A 15,093-nucleotide genomic window follows, 5' to 3' on the forward strand; every position below is an offset into this window, starting at 1 on the left:
CCATAAGCCTGCTCCTTAGATTAGATTTAGAGTTTTTAGAGTCAACTCCCAAAACTCTAATCAATAGTTTACATGCAACAGCCAGAAATTTCGATACACCCTCTTATTGGACGCTTACGGTATAAAAAGTATATTCCATATTGGGTATAATTTAAGTTTCGCTAAGTTTCACTTATATAGGTGTCTGAGGAAAATTTAATAGAAAAAACATGAAAAAGGCACTGAAAACCCCTGAATTATTGGTTTTACAGTGCCTTCTCTTTGACTAATGAGAAAAAACATAATAAATTTAAGTTTTGCTAAGTTTCACTAAGTTCAGCATTAACAGATCGCCACTGCCTTTTCGGCTCAAATTTTCCACACCCATCACAGGTCTGCGGCCAGTTGATTTTCCACTCAAAATACTCATCTCTGGTAATCTCACCGGATTTCAGTTCTTCTTTTCTGAGAACCCATTCTTTCATAAAATCATTGAGAACTCCATAATTGAACCACATACCAACAGGTGGATGAGCAGGCCAGTTGTCAGAGTTATGGTAACGGACTGCGGTATCTTCGCTGGAATTGCATTTCTCTCCGGGATAAGTTTCTAACTGAAAGAGATTGATAGCTGCCGGATTAAATTCATCAATCCAGAACAGGATTTCCATAAGTTCAGAAGCATCCATAGTAGTAGGTTCATGCAGTGCCAGTGGATTTACGTCCAGAATCTTAGCCATTTCAGTTACCAGATCTTTACGGGGAACCCTGTAATTCGTTTCGTATTGGGCAAGGCGGTTTGCACCTTTATCGCCCCAGCCGAGGGCAGCTCCAAGTTCTGCCTGTGTCATATTCCGGAATGTCCGGATTTTTTTTATTTTATCACCGATTGTCATACCAAATTTCCAACTTTCTTTTTGATAAATCCATTTTACTACCAAAAACAAGGAATGTAAACAGAAAGATTCGCATTGAAGCGAACAAAACGCTTGACATTCGCATGAAAGCGAATGTACGGATGAGGATAAATACATTTTGCAAATTATTGCAAAATTAGGTTGGTAAAATCATTCTGTCAGGCTTTATTAGTGAGAGGATTTTTTTGAAGAGAACAACATTTTGGTGTTTCTAGGCTGTAATAAGTGAAAGGATATTCAAAAAACTCTCTTTTGTACCTTGAAAACTGCATGAGCTGTATAATCTGATTCCACAGATGCCATAACCCTGTAAATGATTTTACTGGCGAGCGTCGAAGATACTCCGGAAACGGCTGGTAAGTTTGCGAAGAAGCTGCCAGCATTCAGAAATATTCTGATAGAGGTTGGCAGTAACGCTGACAGCAGATTATACGAATGGAAGCCAACACGCCGAACGGAATATGCAATGCTATAACAATAGATAAACTGTGAGAACAAAATACGAAAAGGTAAGGTGATGCAATTGAGAAAATTGCAGGTATAGGACAACTGATACAAAGAATATGTTGGAAAAGAGGTGAGCATCATGGTGAATCAGTCAGTAATAGATTCCAGTGTTGATCTGGAGCAGTTAAAGGACATTGAAGATTTAATTCCTGATATGGATAAAGCTATTTCTGAGAAAGTGGAAACTTTTCTGGATAAATCCGGCGATCAACCGTATGCTCACATGAATGAAGGGTATGTGGTGGTCGTGGAAATGACCGGAGAAATGGATGCCACAGATGCCATTAGTGATTATCTTAGAAAAAGAACGGAGTTGATGTATTAGATGCAAGTCTTGAAAAAATATCTTGCGAAGCTACAGATGTTATGTTAATGTGAGGTCAGGGAAAATGAACGTGATACATGGTTTCTGACTTCAAATTCAATGGAATAAGTAAGTTGGGAGCGATGTAAAATGGAACAGATGCAAATGAATATGCCAGATATATACGATGCTGCATTGTATCTTCGATTATCGAAAGATGATATGGAAGAGGGCGGTGCGAAGTCAGAGAGCAACAGCATTGCAAATCAGAGAGAGTTACTTCGGAGCTTTGTAAAAAGCCAGCCGGATATTCAGATCTTTGATATATATGTGGATGACGGATACTCAGGAGGAAATTTTGACCGACCTGAGTTTAAACGAATGACAACTGATATAGAAGCTGGAAAAGTAAACTGTGTGATTGTAAAAGACTTATCCAGATTCGGAAGAGAATATATAGAAGCCGGGCGATGGATCGAAAAGACCTACCCGGCTTTAAATGTGCGTTTTATTTCAGTTACAGACCAGTTTGACAGTAAAACAGCAGATTTTTCAGAGAAGTCATTTGTAGTTCCAATCAAAAATTTTGTAAATGAAAGTTATTGCCGAGACATTTCCGGTAAAGTGCGAAGTCATCAGAAAATCAAACGTGAGAAAGGTGAATTTATTGGAGCATTTGCACCGTATGGTTACTGCAAAGATCCGGAGAATAAGAACTGTCTGGTGATTGATTCTTATGCAGCGGATATTGTAAGAAAAATATTTTCATGGAAAATTGATGGGTTCAGTCTTGGAGCAATCGCAGAAAAACTGAATGTACGTCATGTGCAGTCGCCAAAAGAATATAAAAAGGCAAATGGTGAAAATTACAATTCCGGATTCCATAGTTCAGATACACCAAAATGGTCGGCAGTGCAGATCAAAAGGATTCTGACCAACGAGGTTTACATTGGAAACATGGTACAGGGCAAGCAGGAACGAATCAGCTATAAAGTAAAGCAACGCCTGGATAAGCCAGAATCAGAGTGGGTGAAAGTAGAAAATACGCATCCGGCAATCATCAGGCAGAATGATTTTGATGTGGTGCAGAAGTTACTCCAATATGATGGCAGAGCATCGAAAACATCAGACAGTGCAAACTTTTTTTGGGGATTTGTGTTTTGTGGAGATTGCAAGACCCCGATGATACGCAGGGTAAATCAGTATAAGGGGAAGAAAAAAGCTTTTTATATCTGCCAGACAAAGAATAAAGGTGGAGATTGTACCAGACACAGTATTCCGGAAGAGGTGCTGAAAAGGATTGTATTGAAAGAGATTCAGGCATATACAGCACTTTTTATAGACTATCAGATGATTATGGAAGAACTTTGTGAGATGCAAGTTAGTTACGATCAGGTAATCGGTTATGATACACAGATTAGTAAGTTGCAGGAAGAATATAACCGTTATTACAGTCTGAAAGCATCTTTGGGTGATGACTTGAAAGAGGGACTGATCAGCAAAGCGGAGTTCGATGATTTTCGGGAAAGTTATGGAAGAAAATGTGAAGAACTGGAGCAGATGATTGAGAATCAGAAAAAGCTGATAAAGCAAATGTTTGAGGGTGGAGTGTCTGCAACCGTTCAGTTGGAGGACTGGAAGAAATCACTGGAAATCAAAGAATTGGATCGCACATTGCTGGCACTGACCGTAGATAAAATCTATATTTATGAAAACAAGCAAATTAAAATTCACATCCGCTATCAGGATATGATTGAGAAGATGAAAGTCATAAGACGGTTTTATGCGGAACACAGGACAGAATGCAGGAAAGAGGTGGGATAAATGGCAAGAACAGCAAAAAGATATAAGAAAAACACAGAGAAGAAGATTCCTGGTATTCCGGTATGTATGGCTGCAATTTATGCCAGATTATCCGTAGACAATGATGAAAAAAAGTCAGAATCTATTGAAACACAGGTTACGCTGATAAAAGAATTCATTCAGAAGCACAATGAAAATCCGGACAAAGAGTATGAGATTGCTGTATATGATATTTATTCTGATTTGGGAAAAACCGGAACAAATTTTGACCGACCGGGATTTGAACGGATGATGAATGATGTCAGGGCAGGTAAACTAAACTGTATTCTGGTAAAGGATTTCTCACGATTTGGAAGAAATTATATCGAAACTGGCAACTATCTGGAAAAGATTCTTCCTTTTATGAAAGTGCGGTTTATTTCTGTATGTGACAACTATGATTCATTTGCACCGGGTGCTAAGAATCAGGAATTATCCATGAATATCAAGAATTTGGTGAATGATGCTTATGCGAAAGACATTTCTGCAAAAGAACGGGCTGCGAAACGTATTGCACAGAAAAATGGTGAATATGTGGGATCTACAGCTTCATACGGATATCGTCTGGAAAAGGTAAATGGGATTTATAAGTTGATTGTGGAACCGGAAGCTGCAAAGATTGTCCGCAGGATTTTTGAAGAATATGCTTCTGGAGATGGTATACAGAGTATTATTGACAGGCTGTTTGAAGATGGGGTACATCGGATTTCGGACTATAACCAATATCATCATGTGTATTGTCAGGATGGAGAGAATCTTCATCAGTGGGGAAATTCTTCGATACGTGCGGTTTTAAATCGAAATAATTATTATGGTGATCTGGTTCAGAGAAAATACGAATCAAGATTTCAAAGAGGGGAAAAATGGTGTGACATACTGGATGAAAGTCAGTGGATTATTACGCCAAATGCCCATGAAGCGATTATCAGTCGAGAATTGTTTGACAAAGCACAGGTCAGGTTAAAAGCAGCACAACAGAAAGCAGCAAAAACTACAGCAGGATGGGAAGAGGATGAAAGAGCATTTTACAATGTATTCTATTGTGGAGATTGTAAGCGAAAAATGTGCACACGCAGATACGGAAATGATGTGCTTTACTTTTGCAATGCTGCCCAGTATCGGGATGAAAGGAAATGCAGTCATAAATCTATTTCCGAAGGAAAACTGCAGAAAATTGTCCGTTCGGAGCTGACCAGACAGTTTCAGTTATCTGACTTACGGAAAAAGGATATGTCTGCTATAAGCAGTGCGGTATTTCTTTCCAAAATCAAAGAAATTCAAGCGGAGATCAGGAAACTGGATGCAGATATGGAAAGACGTTCAGAAAAACTGGCACAGGCATTCATGCAATATAAAGAGGGTGAACTTTCCAAAGCAGCCTATATAGAAATGAAAGATGACCGTAATAACTGGAAAGAGTTCTGCGAAGAGAGAAAGAAGTCTTTGGAGCAGACTATACGAAAACTGGAAAAACAGCAGAAAGAAGAAGCCAGATTTTTACGAAGCCTGCTGGAGCTGGATGGGACAACCAGAATCAATGCGGAACTTGCAGAAGGCTTGATTGAAAGTATGTATCTATATGGTGATGGCAAACTGGAAATCAACTTCGGGTTTAAGGGGGCGGTAGAACATGAGTGATCAGAAACTGATTATTGGATATTACCGCCTTTCCGTGGAAGATGACTCAGAGGGAGAAAGTAACAGCATTATTAATCAGAGAAAACTGGTAAAAGATTATATTTCCAATATTCCTGAACTGGTGGCTATGCCCTTTCAGGAGTTCTACGACGATGGATATTCTGGTTCCAGTATGGAACGTCCGGCAATTAAGCAGGTTCTGGAACTTGCCAGAGAGAACAAAGTGCAGTGTATTGTGGTAAAAGATTTTTCACGTTTTGCCAGAAACTATATTGAGATGGGAACTTATCTGGAACAGATTTTTCCATTCCTGGGAGTACGATTCATTTCTATCTCAGACCGATATGATTCTAAAGATTATAAGGGAAAGAGTTCGGATATTGAAGTACAGTTTAAAGGACTGATAGCAGATTTTTATGTGAAAGACCAGTCCGTAAAGGTAAAAGCGGCAGTCAGTACCAGACGAGGAAAAGGTGAGTATTGCTGTGGCTCTGCACCGTATGGGTATCGAATCAATCCTGAAAATAAGAAAGAACTGGTGATTGTAGAGGACGAAGCGGAAGTAATCCGCAGAGTATTTGAACTGACCAATCAGCGATATTCCAAGATGGAGATTTGTAAGTTATTCAATGAAGAGGGGGTATTGACTCCCTTGCAGTCTATGAGTAGACGACAGAAATCAGACAGCAAGAAAGCTGCATCAAGAGGATTGCAGTGGACGAGTGATATGATACGGAAGATTGTGGATGATAAAACTTATATAGGCTGTATGGTCTATGGAAAGACAAAGATTCCAGATCCCGGAACAGGGAAAGAAGTACCAGTGCCGAGAAATCAGTGGAAAGTAATGGAAAACCATCACGAGCCGATTGTATCAAAAGAGGTCTTTGAGAAAGCACAGTCCCTGCAGATCAGATACACCAAGAAAAGCAAATTTGACAGGGAAACAACACTATTAGGTGGCTATGTAAAATGCGGGAATTGTCGCAGAAGCCTGACTTCAAGCAGTCCGGTTCATGGTCATATCCTTTATAGCTGTGCGTACAGTAAAGGAAAAGAAGATACAGGGTGTTTTGCCGGGAAAGCTGATAACAAAATGCTGGAGCATATCGTACTGGCAGAAATAAAGGCTTACTTACGTCAGAATATCAGTCAGGAACAGATGCAGCAATCCATGAGAAAACAGCATGAGGACAGTATAGAAGCCTATAAGACGGAAAGTGCAGATTGTGAAAAGTGTCAAGAACAAATAAAAATCCAGAACCGCCAGAACTATGAAAAGTATCACGAGGGACAGATGAACCAGAACCAGTTTATGGAAGCCAAGAAGCAGTTGGAAGAAGAAAGAGAACGACTGCAGAAACGTGTACAGGAACTGGAAGAACTGATAAATGGTGAGAAAGAAATCCTGATGAAAAAGAATGTTCCAGTGGAGCAGATGTTGATGTATTTAGGCTATGAAAAGCTAACACGAGAGATGTTGGAAGAATATGTGCAGGGAATATATGTGTATGATGACGGGAGAGTGAAGGTGGAGTGGAAAGAACTAAGTAACAATAATGAAGGTACTAATTAAATGAAAAAACGCCAGAAGCAATAGTGTAGATTATTACAGTATTGCTTTTGGCGTTAATGGTTAATTAGAATCGAGTATCTTTGGGTGGACAAGGATCATTGCCGTAGCTATCTTTGTCGCGAATACGTCCATGACGATCGTGGATAACTAATTCTGATTCCTGGTTAATTGCGATATTTCGTCCATATGCGATTGCTTCTTTTTGTGTGTCAAAAGTTTTTGTTGCGCGAGTTGCATTTTCGCGTTTTACTTGCCATTGTCCATTGTTAGGAACTACATGCTGGTTTGCCATATTATCTGCCCTTTCTATGAAGTTGTAAAATGTTTCCAAGGAATTCTAGATGGATGGATGTGAGAGAGAAATCTTACAAGATCTCTTCGTCCATCATAGGTGGGGATTCCTCGACTATTCTGTGCCATGAGTACTGTTGGTACAAATCCGAAATAACGAGAAAAAGTTTGACGAATAGCTTCTTTATTGGGATTAGTCAAGACGCTTGGTTTGACAACAGCTATTGCAAATGTAACGCCTTGTTCTTTAATGAGAGCTCCATCAAATGACATAACTGAGTTCCTCCTTTCTCAAAAACTGGGAAAGGTAAAATGCCATAAAATCAGCACATTACTGTTGAACTATCTGCGAATATATGCTATGATTCAAGTGCTTATGTTGAATTTGTATATTGCAGATTCAGAATGAAAGGTGGCCTTAGAGCCATCTTTTTTTTACCTTTATTATTAGCACTTAGATAAAAAGAGTGCTAACTCCTGTGAATACAAGATAGCACAAATAAAAAACAAAGTCAATATGTAAATGAGAAAAAATCACATTTAAATTAAAAAAATGAAATAGAATTCTCTAATAATATTGACATAAGAGAATAATTCACTTTATAATGGTATAAAATATAATAATAAATGAAAGAGAGTAGAGATATGTTTATAGGATTTTCAGTAAGTAATTTTTTGTCATTTAAAAATCCACAGACTATGTCTATGATGGCATCAAAAGTTGCTAGGCATAAAGAGCATATACTGAATGGAAATGGGAAAAAGATTTTAAAAACAGGACTTATTTATGGAGCTAATGCAGGTGGTAAAAGCAATTTTATTAAAGCAATTGATTTCTCTAGAGATATCATATTAGATGGTCTCGAAGAAGTAGATTTAAATCGAAAATATTTTAGAATTAGTAAAGATGGTTATAGACAGCCAGGCGTATTTGAGTATAGGCTTATTACACAATCAAAAAAGGAATATTCTTACGGAATAGCAATTTCGTATGCAACAAAAGAAATTATTTCGGAATGGTTGGTACGCATTGAAAAAAGTGGTTCAGAAACGTGCATATTTAATAGAGATATTGATGAAAACGGAATGAATTTTACCTTTAGTGAAGTAAAGCATAAAAATGAAGCCGAAAAGATAAAATGGGAAATATTTTTAGATGTATTTGGAAAAAATATTTCACCAGCGATGAAGAAAAAGAGTATTTTAAGTGATGTTGCGGAGAGAAGTAACGAAAAAAATGGAATTCTTAAAGAAATACGGGATGTCTATGAATGGTTTCAGAGTATAATAATTTTGTTTCCGACAAGTCAGTATAGTGGATTAAATCAATTGGTTGAAAAAGAAGAAGTAAGAAAATTTTTCTCTGATATATTGAAATATTTTGATACAGGCATAGAATCTGTTGAATCTAAACAGGGAGAAATGAATTTTGATAGAATTTTTGAAGGTATTCCAAAGGAACATGCAGAAAAATTAAAAATTAGAATTTCTAATGATATAGAAAATGATCCAGTTATGTTTAAGGTGAACAATCAAGTATATTCCTTAAGAAAAGATGAGGATGGCAATATTATAACGACAAAGATGATGCAAAATCATGGAAATTCACAAGAATTGTTTGAATATTCAGATGAGTCTGATGGAACGCAAAGATTATTTGATTTAATTCCATTGTTCTATGAACATCAAAATAATAGAGTAATCTTTATAGATGAAATTGATAGGAGTCTTCATACGAACCTTACAAGAAGATTTTTAGAGCTTTTTTATACTCTTACAGAAGATGCAGATTGTCAGATAATTGCAACAACGCATGATTCTAATTTGTTGGATTTGGATTTAGTTAGACAAGATGAAATATGGTTTGTTAAACGCTCGGAGGATCATAGTTCTAAAATGTATTCATTAAATCGTTATAAGGAACGATATGACAAAAAAATCGATAAAGAATATTTATTAGGTCGATATGATGCAATACCGATATTTGATGAAGAAATTTTGGAGGATATGAATGATTAATCGCTATAGACTTACATCTACAGTATATGAGCGAGAGGATGAATCACAAAAAGTCCTTCCGGAAAAAAGAATTTTTTTGTCTGTAGAGGGAAATGCAACAGAAAAAGAATATTTTGATGGAGTATCAAAATATAGAGAAAAAATAGGAATAAATGCTGAAGTTGATGTGGAAGTTCTGCGAAGAGGGAAAAAAGATACAAATAGTGCACCTCAACAAGTAATTGAACTTTTAGAAGAATATATCAGACTTCGCGAACAAAAAGAAGATGATATTTTGGAAGAGATATCAGAACAATTTAAAGAACAATATAGCATAGAATTCATAAAACAATATTTACAAGATCCAAATGAAATTCCTAAGAAGCAACGCAATTCTTTTATTACGGAACTTAAAAAGATTGGCTATGATATTAACTACAGGAAGTATTTGAGAAAGTACAATAGGGAACTAGATGAATTTGCTGTATTAATAGATAGGGATATGCAAACTCATTCAGAAGAAAATATGCGTGAGTGTATAAAGCATTGTAAGGATAATGGATATAAATGCTATATTGCTAATCCTTGTTTTGAATTCTGGCTTTTAATGCATTTGGCAGATATAAATATTGAATTTGGAGAACAACTGGAAAAAATAAAAGAAAATCCCAAAATATCAGAACATCATACATTTGTAAGTAAAGCTGTATCAGAAAAAGGACATCATGGAAAAAGCGGAATTAAATTTGCAACACAATATATGCCTAGAATTAATCAAGCTATTAATCAGGCAAAAAAATTTGCAGTAGATGAAGAAGATCTAATAGATAATATTGGTTGCAATCTTTGGAAGCTGATGGAAGAACTGAAGCAGTATGGAAAAGATGAAACAGGAAGATTGTAATTGCTTTCTAGCAATGACGTAACATCCTCCCCACCTACTTTGTGACAATTATATAACGTCCCCTATACAGAAATATGCGGTTTTAAGCCATTTTCTTGGCAAAAAAGCCGCATATTTTTTGTAGCAATGACTTGACATCCTCGGGGGCTTTATGTACAGCTCAAAGTCTCCCTCATATGTGAAAGCTAAATGTATTTATCCCGGAATCAATATACATGCACAATACCCCGGATGTGGCTGAAAGCAATAAATAGTCAGATCTTTCCCGATTTCCGGACTGTAATCATGTAGAATGACCTTTTTACCGTTTAAAGCTACGTCGGCATAAGTAACCAGCCATTTTTTATCTCCATTTTCAAAAACCTCATAAAACGAATTATTCAGCATTTCTGAAACCGGAATTCCTTCTACAACAGCCATTTCCTCATTACAATAACGAAATACAAAATCTACTCCCCTGCCGTTCGCATCAAATACAAGTTCAATAACACAAAAAGCAAGCGGCATGTCATTGAGAATACTACATTTTTCCAACAATTCAAGGGGGATCATTTTCTCTGTTTTTTCATTCTGTTCTTTAGACAATCCTAACGCCTGTCTGAGTTGTTTATGTTGACTGGTATTCCTTTTTCGTCCCTGAAATACACTTCCATCTGTCATGGCATATAATCCGTCATCTGAAATATTTACAATCTGTGATTTTCGAAGAAGAATACCTTTTGTAATATTCACAAATTCTTCATCCGGAAGATAAATTGCAATCTCTTTCACCGGAATTGCAGTCAGGATCTCTTTCCCATCAAAAAATGTAATTTTTGTAAGTGGATTTTGACGTGTAAGATAAAGAATATTAGATATATCAATATTTTTACGTTCAAAAAAATGAAGTACATTATATCTCATGTAAAAATACCTGCTTTCTGTTCGTTAATAATTTTCTGACTTTAATGTTACTATATATTTCGTCAAAATACAATAGAACTTTTTATTAATTCCATTTTAAGATCATTGATAATGAATGATTATTTGAACTTAAATTAATATATTGAAAAATAACTAAAATTTTCGTGTATTTATTCATTTTAAATTCATAAAAATATTGTTGTTTAAATGTATTTATGTTAAAATAAAAACAGCGAGGATATAGAACAAAGGGGGAAATATATCATGAAAAGAAAAAAAGTAATTACTATGATTGCCGCTACATTGGCATTTACCATGACTGTCTGTGGCAGTTCAACCGCAATTGCAGCATCAGAATTAACAGCGGAAAGCAAACCGGCTACCCAGTATACGATTGATGCAAATCAGGAAGTTTATGCATTGCTGGATTTTGAAGATACTACGGAGTTTGAGAATGCGACCAAAGGTCTGCTCGCTTCTCCGGATACTCTGGATATTTGTGATGAAAACGGGAAGGTTGTATGGAGTCAGACGGCATATGCTTTTCTGGATCAGGACGCTCCGGATACAGCGAATCCCAGCCTTTGGAGAAATACACAGCTGAATCATATTTATGGCCTTTTTGAAGTAACCGATGGAATTTATCAGGTGCGTGGCTATGATATGTCCAATGTCACATTCATAAAAGGTGATACAGGATGGATTGTAGTAGATCCATTGATGAGTGTAGAGTGTGCACAAGCGGCTCTTGCCCTGGTGGAAGAGAATCTGGGCACTTTCCCTGTAAAGGCAGTGATCTACAGCCATTCCCATGTTGATCATTTCGGTGGAGTCAAGGGAGTTGTTTCGGAAGAAGAGGTACAAGCCGGCAATGTGCAGGTAATTGCACCGGAAGGCTTTGAGAAGTATGCTGTCAGCGAGAATATTTATGCAGGTACTGCTATGGGACGAAGAGCAAGTTACCAGTATGGAACAATGCTTGAGGGTGGTGAAACAGGATCCCTTGCCATTGGTATTGGTATGGGACAGTCTAAGGGCAGCACAAGTTATATTTCTCCTACACTTGAAATCACACAAACCGGTGAGAAGCATATCATTGACGGAGTGGAAATTGAATTTCAGCTTACTCCGGGCACCGAAGCACCGGCAGAGATGAACTTCTGGATTGGATCGAAAAATGCTTTGTGGATGGCTGAAAACTGTACAGGAACACTCCACAATCTGTATACACTCCGCGGAGCCCAGGTGCGTGACGGAAATGCATGGGCAGAGTACATTATGGAATCTCTGGCTCTTTATGGTGATAAGGTAGATGTGGTATTCCAGTCCCATAACTGGCCACATTGGGGAAATGACGTTATTCAGGAATATATGATCAATACGGCAGCTGTATATAAGTTTATTAACGACCAGACATTGCTTTATATTAATGAAGGTTATACGGAAACAGAGATTGCCAATATGATCCAGCTTCCCGAGGAACTGGAGAAAGTCTGGTATACCCGTCAGTATTACGGTACAGTTTCTCATAATTCAAAGGCAGTATATGAGAAATATATGGGCTGGTATGACGGTAATCCTGTCCATCTTGCTGAACTTACACCATCGGATTATGCCCAAAAGCTGGTAGAATATTTCGGTGATACAGATGCAGTTCTTGAAAAAGCAAAAGAAGATTTTGCAAAGGGAGAATATCAGTGGGTGGCTCAGATTACCAATACGCTGGTTTTTGCTGATCCGGAAAATACTGATGCACGTTATCTGTGTGCGGATGCATTGGAGCAATTGGGATATCAGGCAGAATCAGGTCCATGGCGCAGTGCTTACCTTTGTGCCGCACAGGAACTGCGAAATGGTACAAATACCGATGATGCAACGCGAAGTAGCGGTAACGGTGATGTTTTCTTACATATGACACCGGATATGATTCTGGATTATCTGGGAATTCTTGTAGATACGACGAAGATTCCAGATCTGACCTTTACAGCAAATCTTATACTGCCGGAAGGCAATTATGTACTCCGCGTGAAAAATGGTGTACTGCTTTATCAGAAGGATACACAGGAGCCGAATGCAGATGTAACATGGACTACAAAACGTGTCGGACTGTTGTCTGTTGTTCAGAAAAACGCAGAGAATGTTGCTGCTTTGATCGAACAGGAGGGTGATGAGACCTGTCTGACACGATTGATGGATGCGGTTACTGTTACGTCAGACAATAAATATTTTAATATTATTGAACCATAAAGTTTTGGGCGGAAAGGAAAGATAATATATGAAAAATAAATTATGGAAAATCATGATCGTGAACAGTATCCTGATTTCTGCAATTACATTATCAGGCAAAACAACGGTAAGCGTTCAGGCAGAAGAAACAGATATTTCAGCAGAAAGTGAAGAGGATCAGCAGATTCTCTTCGACGATGCAGTTGAAGATGCAATGATCATTGACAAGGATGAAATCCTTCCCGTAGTAAGTCTGGAGGAGGGACAGCCATATGCCGTTTACGATCAAGATGGCAGAATCCTTCTTTATACATTCCATAAATATCCGGACAGTTATCCGGATGGCGCAGATGTAAAACTGGAATGGGGAAATGTATGGACGTTTACAGGCGGCGAACTGGAAGAATGGTATCAGAAAAATAAAGAGAATGTGACAGACTGGCAGACAAGAATAAAAGAACTCATTGGCCTGCGCCCGGATAATGAATCAGAGTATTTCACAGCCATGTGGGTAAAGCTGGAAGATGTTTTCAGACCGGCGTATGTTTCAGACATAACAGAAACAGAAATGACAGATGCATTTTCAGAAGAAGTTGATGAGGACTATAAAGAATGGTTTGATTCAAATATTATCTCCAGTTATTTTGACGGGAAATATCCATGGACGAGACTCGGTTACACATACGACTGGGCAGATAACGGAGAAGAATATGGTCTGTCTGAATTTGTTGTCAGAAAAAACAGTGAAGTAAAAGTAGCATATACTGTTGATCAGGAGACAATGCTGAAAAAAATGGATGAGTCTTCCTGGAGACCGTAAACTGAAAAAAAGTACAGGACAGACATTTGGCTGGTCCTGTACTTTTTTGTAATAAGTCTGAAAGAGAAAACTCATATAAGCACTGGCGTCCACTTCCCTGTTTTGCTATACTGAAAAGAGAACGGCGTGTGTTAAAAATGGAGATGATAGAATGGCGAAGATATTAGATGAGTCCCTAATATATGAGATTCTTTCTGTGGTGGAAGAAATACCGGAAGGAAGCGTGGCATCCTACGGACAGATCGCAGCACTGATTGGTCGTGAGAAAAATTCAAGACTGGTTGGCAGAGTATTATCCAGGGCAGAATTTTATGGGGATTATCCCTGCCACCGTGTGGTGAATCATACCGGACGCACGGCACCGGGATGGAGAGAACAACGTTTTCTTCTGGAGCAGGAAGGCGTGGAATTCAAGGAAAACGGGCTGGTAGATATGAAAAAATATCAATGGAGGGTATAGCAATGATCAATTTAGGAATTATCGGCGCCGGAAGAATTGGAATTCCAGAAAAGCAGTGTATGGCTATGATCAGAGAGTGGAAGTATTCGGCTCAGAAGGAATTTTTCATTCTGCGTTATTAGTCCGGTTAATTTTTGTATGCTGTACCAGAATAGTTAGTATCGTTTTTTACAATACAATTCCCTTCAAGACGATTATGATATGAATAAATCAAAACAAAACTAGTTACAAATCAAAAAAATCGATAAGTCAGCCGAGGATGTCTGCACACAATCGCAGATATCCCCGGCTGTTTTTATTTACACGAGCAACGAGCCAAAGTCCGTGCTTGCACGAGACCTTGGCGACTGCCGCGATAACTGTTCATCAACAGAAGGGAGAAAGGATATGGGAACACGTATTACAGAACATCCGATTTTGGGAGTACCACAGAAAGGCAGTCTGGTCAGTTTTACCTATGACGGCAAGAAGATTCAGGGATATGAGGGAGAGCCGATTGCAGCGGCACTGAAGGCAGCCGGCATTCAAATTCACCGGTATACAAAAAAAGAACATACACCGCGCGGTATTTTCTGTGCCATTGGACGCTGCACGGACTGTGTCATGGTGGTGGACGGCGTTCCCAATGTGCGAACCTGTGTGACACCGCTGAAGGCGGGAATGAAGATCCAGACTCAGTATGGTGTATCCGCAGAACCTTTTGAAAAACAATAGCAGGAGATGAGAAA

14 protein-coding genes are annotated in these 15,093 nt (G+C 38.1%); 10 read left to right on the top strand and 4 right to left on the bottom strand.

All coding sequences use genetic code 11. The annotated features are described in order from the left end of the window. Positions 1-299: 299 nt before the first annotated feature. Complete coding sequence (locus H8716_RS13250; protein WP_118359279.1) at positions 300-875, bottom strand: helix-turn-helix domain-containing protein; 576 nt, start codon at positions 873-875, stop codon at positions 300-302. A gap of 607 nt (positions 876-1,482) precedes the next feature. Between H8716_RS13250 and H8716_RS13255 the strand changes: the two genes are divergently transcribed. From H8716_RS13255 to H8716_RS13270, 4 genes are all read left to right on the top strand, one after another. Then, positions 1,483-1,728, top strand: coding sequence for a DUF6870 family protein (locus tag H8716_RS13255; protein WP_008369874.1), 246 nt, complete (start codon positions 1,483-1,485; stop codon positions 1,726-1,728). Positions 1,729-1,857: 129 nt separating this feature from the next. Beyond that, positions 1,858-3,531 carry a recombinase family protein gene (locus tag H8716_RS13260; protein WP_249309513.1) on the top strand — a complete coding sequence of 558 codons (1,674 nt, stop codon included), beginning with the start codon at positions 1,858-1,860 and terminating at the stop codon, positions 3,529-3,531. Then, positions 3,532-5,187: a recombinase family protein gene (locus H8716_RS13265; protein ID WP_249309515.1), complete on the top strand. Its 1,656-nt coding sequence runs from the start codon at positions 3,532-3,534 to the stop codon at positions 5,185-5,187. Next, entirely contained in the window at positions 5,180-6,763 is a 1,584-nt protein-coding gene (locus tag H8716_RS13270; protein WP_249309517.1) for a recombinase family protein, read from the top strand. Before H8716_RS13265 ends, H8716_RS13270 begins: the two co-directional genes overlap by 8 nt. 64 nt (positions 6,764-6,827) lie before the next feature. Here H8716_RS13270 and H8716_RS13275 read toward each other — a convergent pair whose 3' ends face one another. Both H8716_RS13275 and H8716_RS13280 read right to left on the bottom strand, forming a co-directional pair. Beyond that, on the bottom strand, positions 6,828-7,055 hold the full coding sequence (locus H8716_RS13275) for a DUF2188 domain-containing protein (RefSeq protein WP_249309519.1): 228 nt from the start codon (positions 7,053-7,055) through the stop codon (positions 6,828-6,830). Positions 7,056-7,069: 14 nt separating this feature from the next. Continuing rightward, on the bottom strand, positions 7,070-7,327 hold the full coding sequence (locus H8716_RS13280; protein WP_249309521.1) for a hypothetical protein: 258 nt from the start codon (positions 7,325-7,327) through the stop codon (positions 7,070-7,072). 372 nt (positions 7,328-7,699) lie between these two features. Between H8716_RS13280 and H8716_RS13285 the strand changes: the two genes are divergently transcribed. Continuing rightward, entirely contained in the window at positions 7,700-9,073 is a 1,374-nt protein-coding gene (locus H8716_RS13285; RefSeq protein WP_249309523.1) for an AAA family ATPase, read from the top strand. Further along, positions 9,066-9,956 carry an RloB family protein gene (locus H8716_RS13290; protein ID WP_249309525.1) on the top strand — a complete coding sequence of 297 codons (891 nt, stop codon included), beginning with the start codon at positions 9,066-9,068 and terminating at the stop codon, positions 9,954-9,956. Before H8716_RS13285 ends, H8716_RS13290 begins: the two co-directional genes overlap by 8 nt. A 195-nt stretch (positions 9,957-10,151) precedes the next feature. Here the strand turns inward: H8716_RS13290 and H8716_RS13295 are convergent, their stop codons facing one another. Beyond that, positions 10,152-10,859 carry a hypothetical protein gene (locus H8716_RS13295; protein ID WP_249309527.1) on the bottom strand — a complete coding sequence of 236 codons (708 nt, stop codon included), beginning with the start codon at positions 10,857-10,859 and terminating at the stop codon, positions 10,152-10,154. Between the two features lie 264 nt (positions 10,860-11,123). Between H8716_RS13295 and H8716_RS13300 the strand changes: the two genes are divergently transcribed. The 4 genes from H8716_RS13300 to H8716_RS13315 all read left to right on the top strand — a co-directional run bounded on the left by H8716_RS13300 (position 11,124) and on the right by H8716_RS13315 (position 15,079). Beyond that, positions 11,124-13,106, top strand: a complete 1,983-nt coding sequence (locus H8716_RS13300; RefSeq protein ID WP_249309529.1) for an alkyl/aryl-sulfatase — start codon at positions 11,124-11,126, stop codon at positions 13,104-13,106. A gap of 28 nt (positions 13,107-13,134) precedes the next feature. Further along, positions 13,135-13,905 carry a hypothetical protein gene (locus tag H8716_RS13305; protein ID WP_249309531.1) on the top strand — a complete coding sequence of 257 codons (771 nt, stop codon included), beginning with the start codon at positions 13,135-13,137 and terminating at the stop codon, positions 13,903-13,905. 151 nt (positions 13,906-14,056) lie between these two features. Next, positions 14,057-14,365 (top strand): MGMT family protein, encoded by a 309-nt coding sequence (locus H8716_RS13310; RefSeq protein WP_249309533.1) that lies wholly within the window; start codon positions 14,057-14,059, stop codon positions 14,363-14,365. Between the two features lie 387 nt (positions 14,366-14,752). After that, positions 14,753-15,079, top strand: coding sequence for a (2Fe-2S)-binding protein (locus tag H8716_RS13315; RefSeq protein ID WP_117448084.1), 327 nt, complete (start codon positions 14,753-14,755; stop codon positions 15,077-15,079). Positions 15,080-15,093: the final 14 nt, after the last annotated feature.

Origin of the sequence: Jingyaoa shaoxingensis (assembly GCF_014385005.1) — a bacterium.
GTDB classification, from domain to species: Bacteria; Bacillota; Clostridia; order Lachnospirales; family Lachnospiraceae; genus Marvinbryantia; species Marvinbryantia shaoxingensis.

Excerpts from the sequence above, each read along its gene's own strand:
- H8716_RS13250 (WP_118359279.1), bottom strand. The coding sequence starts at position 875 with ATGACAATCGGTGATAAAATAAAAAAAATCCGGACATTCCGGAATATG.
- H8716_RS13255 (WP_008369874.1), top strand. The coding sequence starts at position 1,483 with ATGGTGAATCAGTCAGTAATAGATTCCAGTGTTGATCTGGAGCAGTTA.
- H8716_RS13260 (WP_249309513.1), top strand. The coding sequence starts at position 1,858 with ATGGAACAGATGCAAATGAATATGCCAGATATATACGATGCTGCATTG.
- H8716_RS13265 (WP_249309515.1), top strand. The coding sequence starts at position 3,532 with ATGGCAAGAACAGCAAAAAGATATAAGAAAAACACAGAGAAGAAGATT.
- H8716_RS13270 (WP_249309517.1), top strand. The coding sequence starts at position 5,180 with ATGAGTGATCAGAAACTGATTATTGGATATTACCGCCTTTCCGTGGAA.
- H8716_RS13275 (WP_249309519.1), bottom strand. The coding sequence starts at position 7,055 with ATGGCAAACCAGCATGTAGTTCCTAACAATGGACAATGGCAAGTAAAA.
- H8716_RS13280 (WP_249309521.1), bottom strand. The coding sequence starts at position 7,327 with ATGTCATTTGATGGAGCTCTCATTAAAGAACAAGGCGTTACATTTGCA.
- H8716_RS13285 (WP_249309523.1), top strand. The coding sequence starts at position 7,700 with ATGTTTATAGGATTTTCAGTAAGTAATTTTTTGTCATTTAAAAATCCA.
- H8716_RS13290 (WP_249309525.1), top strand. The coding sequence starts at position 9,066 with ATGATTAATCGCTATAGACTTACATCTACAGTATATGAGCGAGAGGAT.
- H8716_RS13295 (WP_249309527.1), bottom strand. The coding sequence starts at position 10,859 with ATGAGATATAATGTACTTCATTTTTTTGAACGTAAAAATATTGATATA.
- H8716_RS13300 (WP_249309529.1), top strand. The coding sequence starts at position 11,124 with ATGAAAAGAAAAAAAGTAATTACTATGATTGCCGCTACATTGGCATTT.
- H8716_RS13305 (WP_249309531.1), top strand. The coding sequence starts at position 13,135 with ATGAAAAATAAATTATGGAAAATCATGATCGTGAACAGTATCCTGATT.
- H8716_RS13310 (WP_249309533.1), top strand. The coding sequence starts at position 14,057 with ATGGCGAAGATATTAGATGAGTCCCTAATATATGAGATTCTTTCTGTG.
- H8716_RS13315 (WP_117448084.1), top strand. The coding sequence starts at position 14,753 with ATGGGAACACGTATTACAGAACATCCGATTTTGGGAGTACCACAGAAA.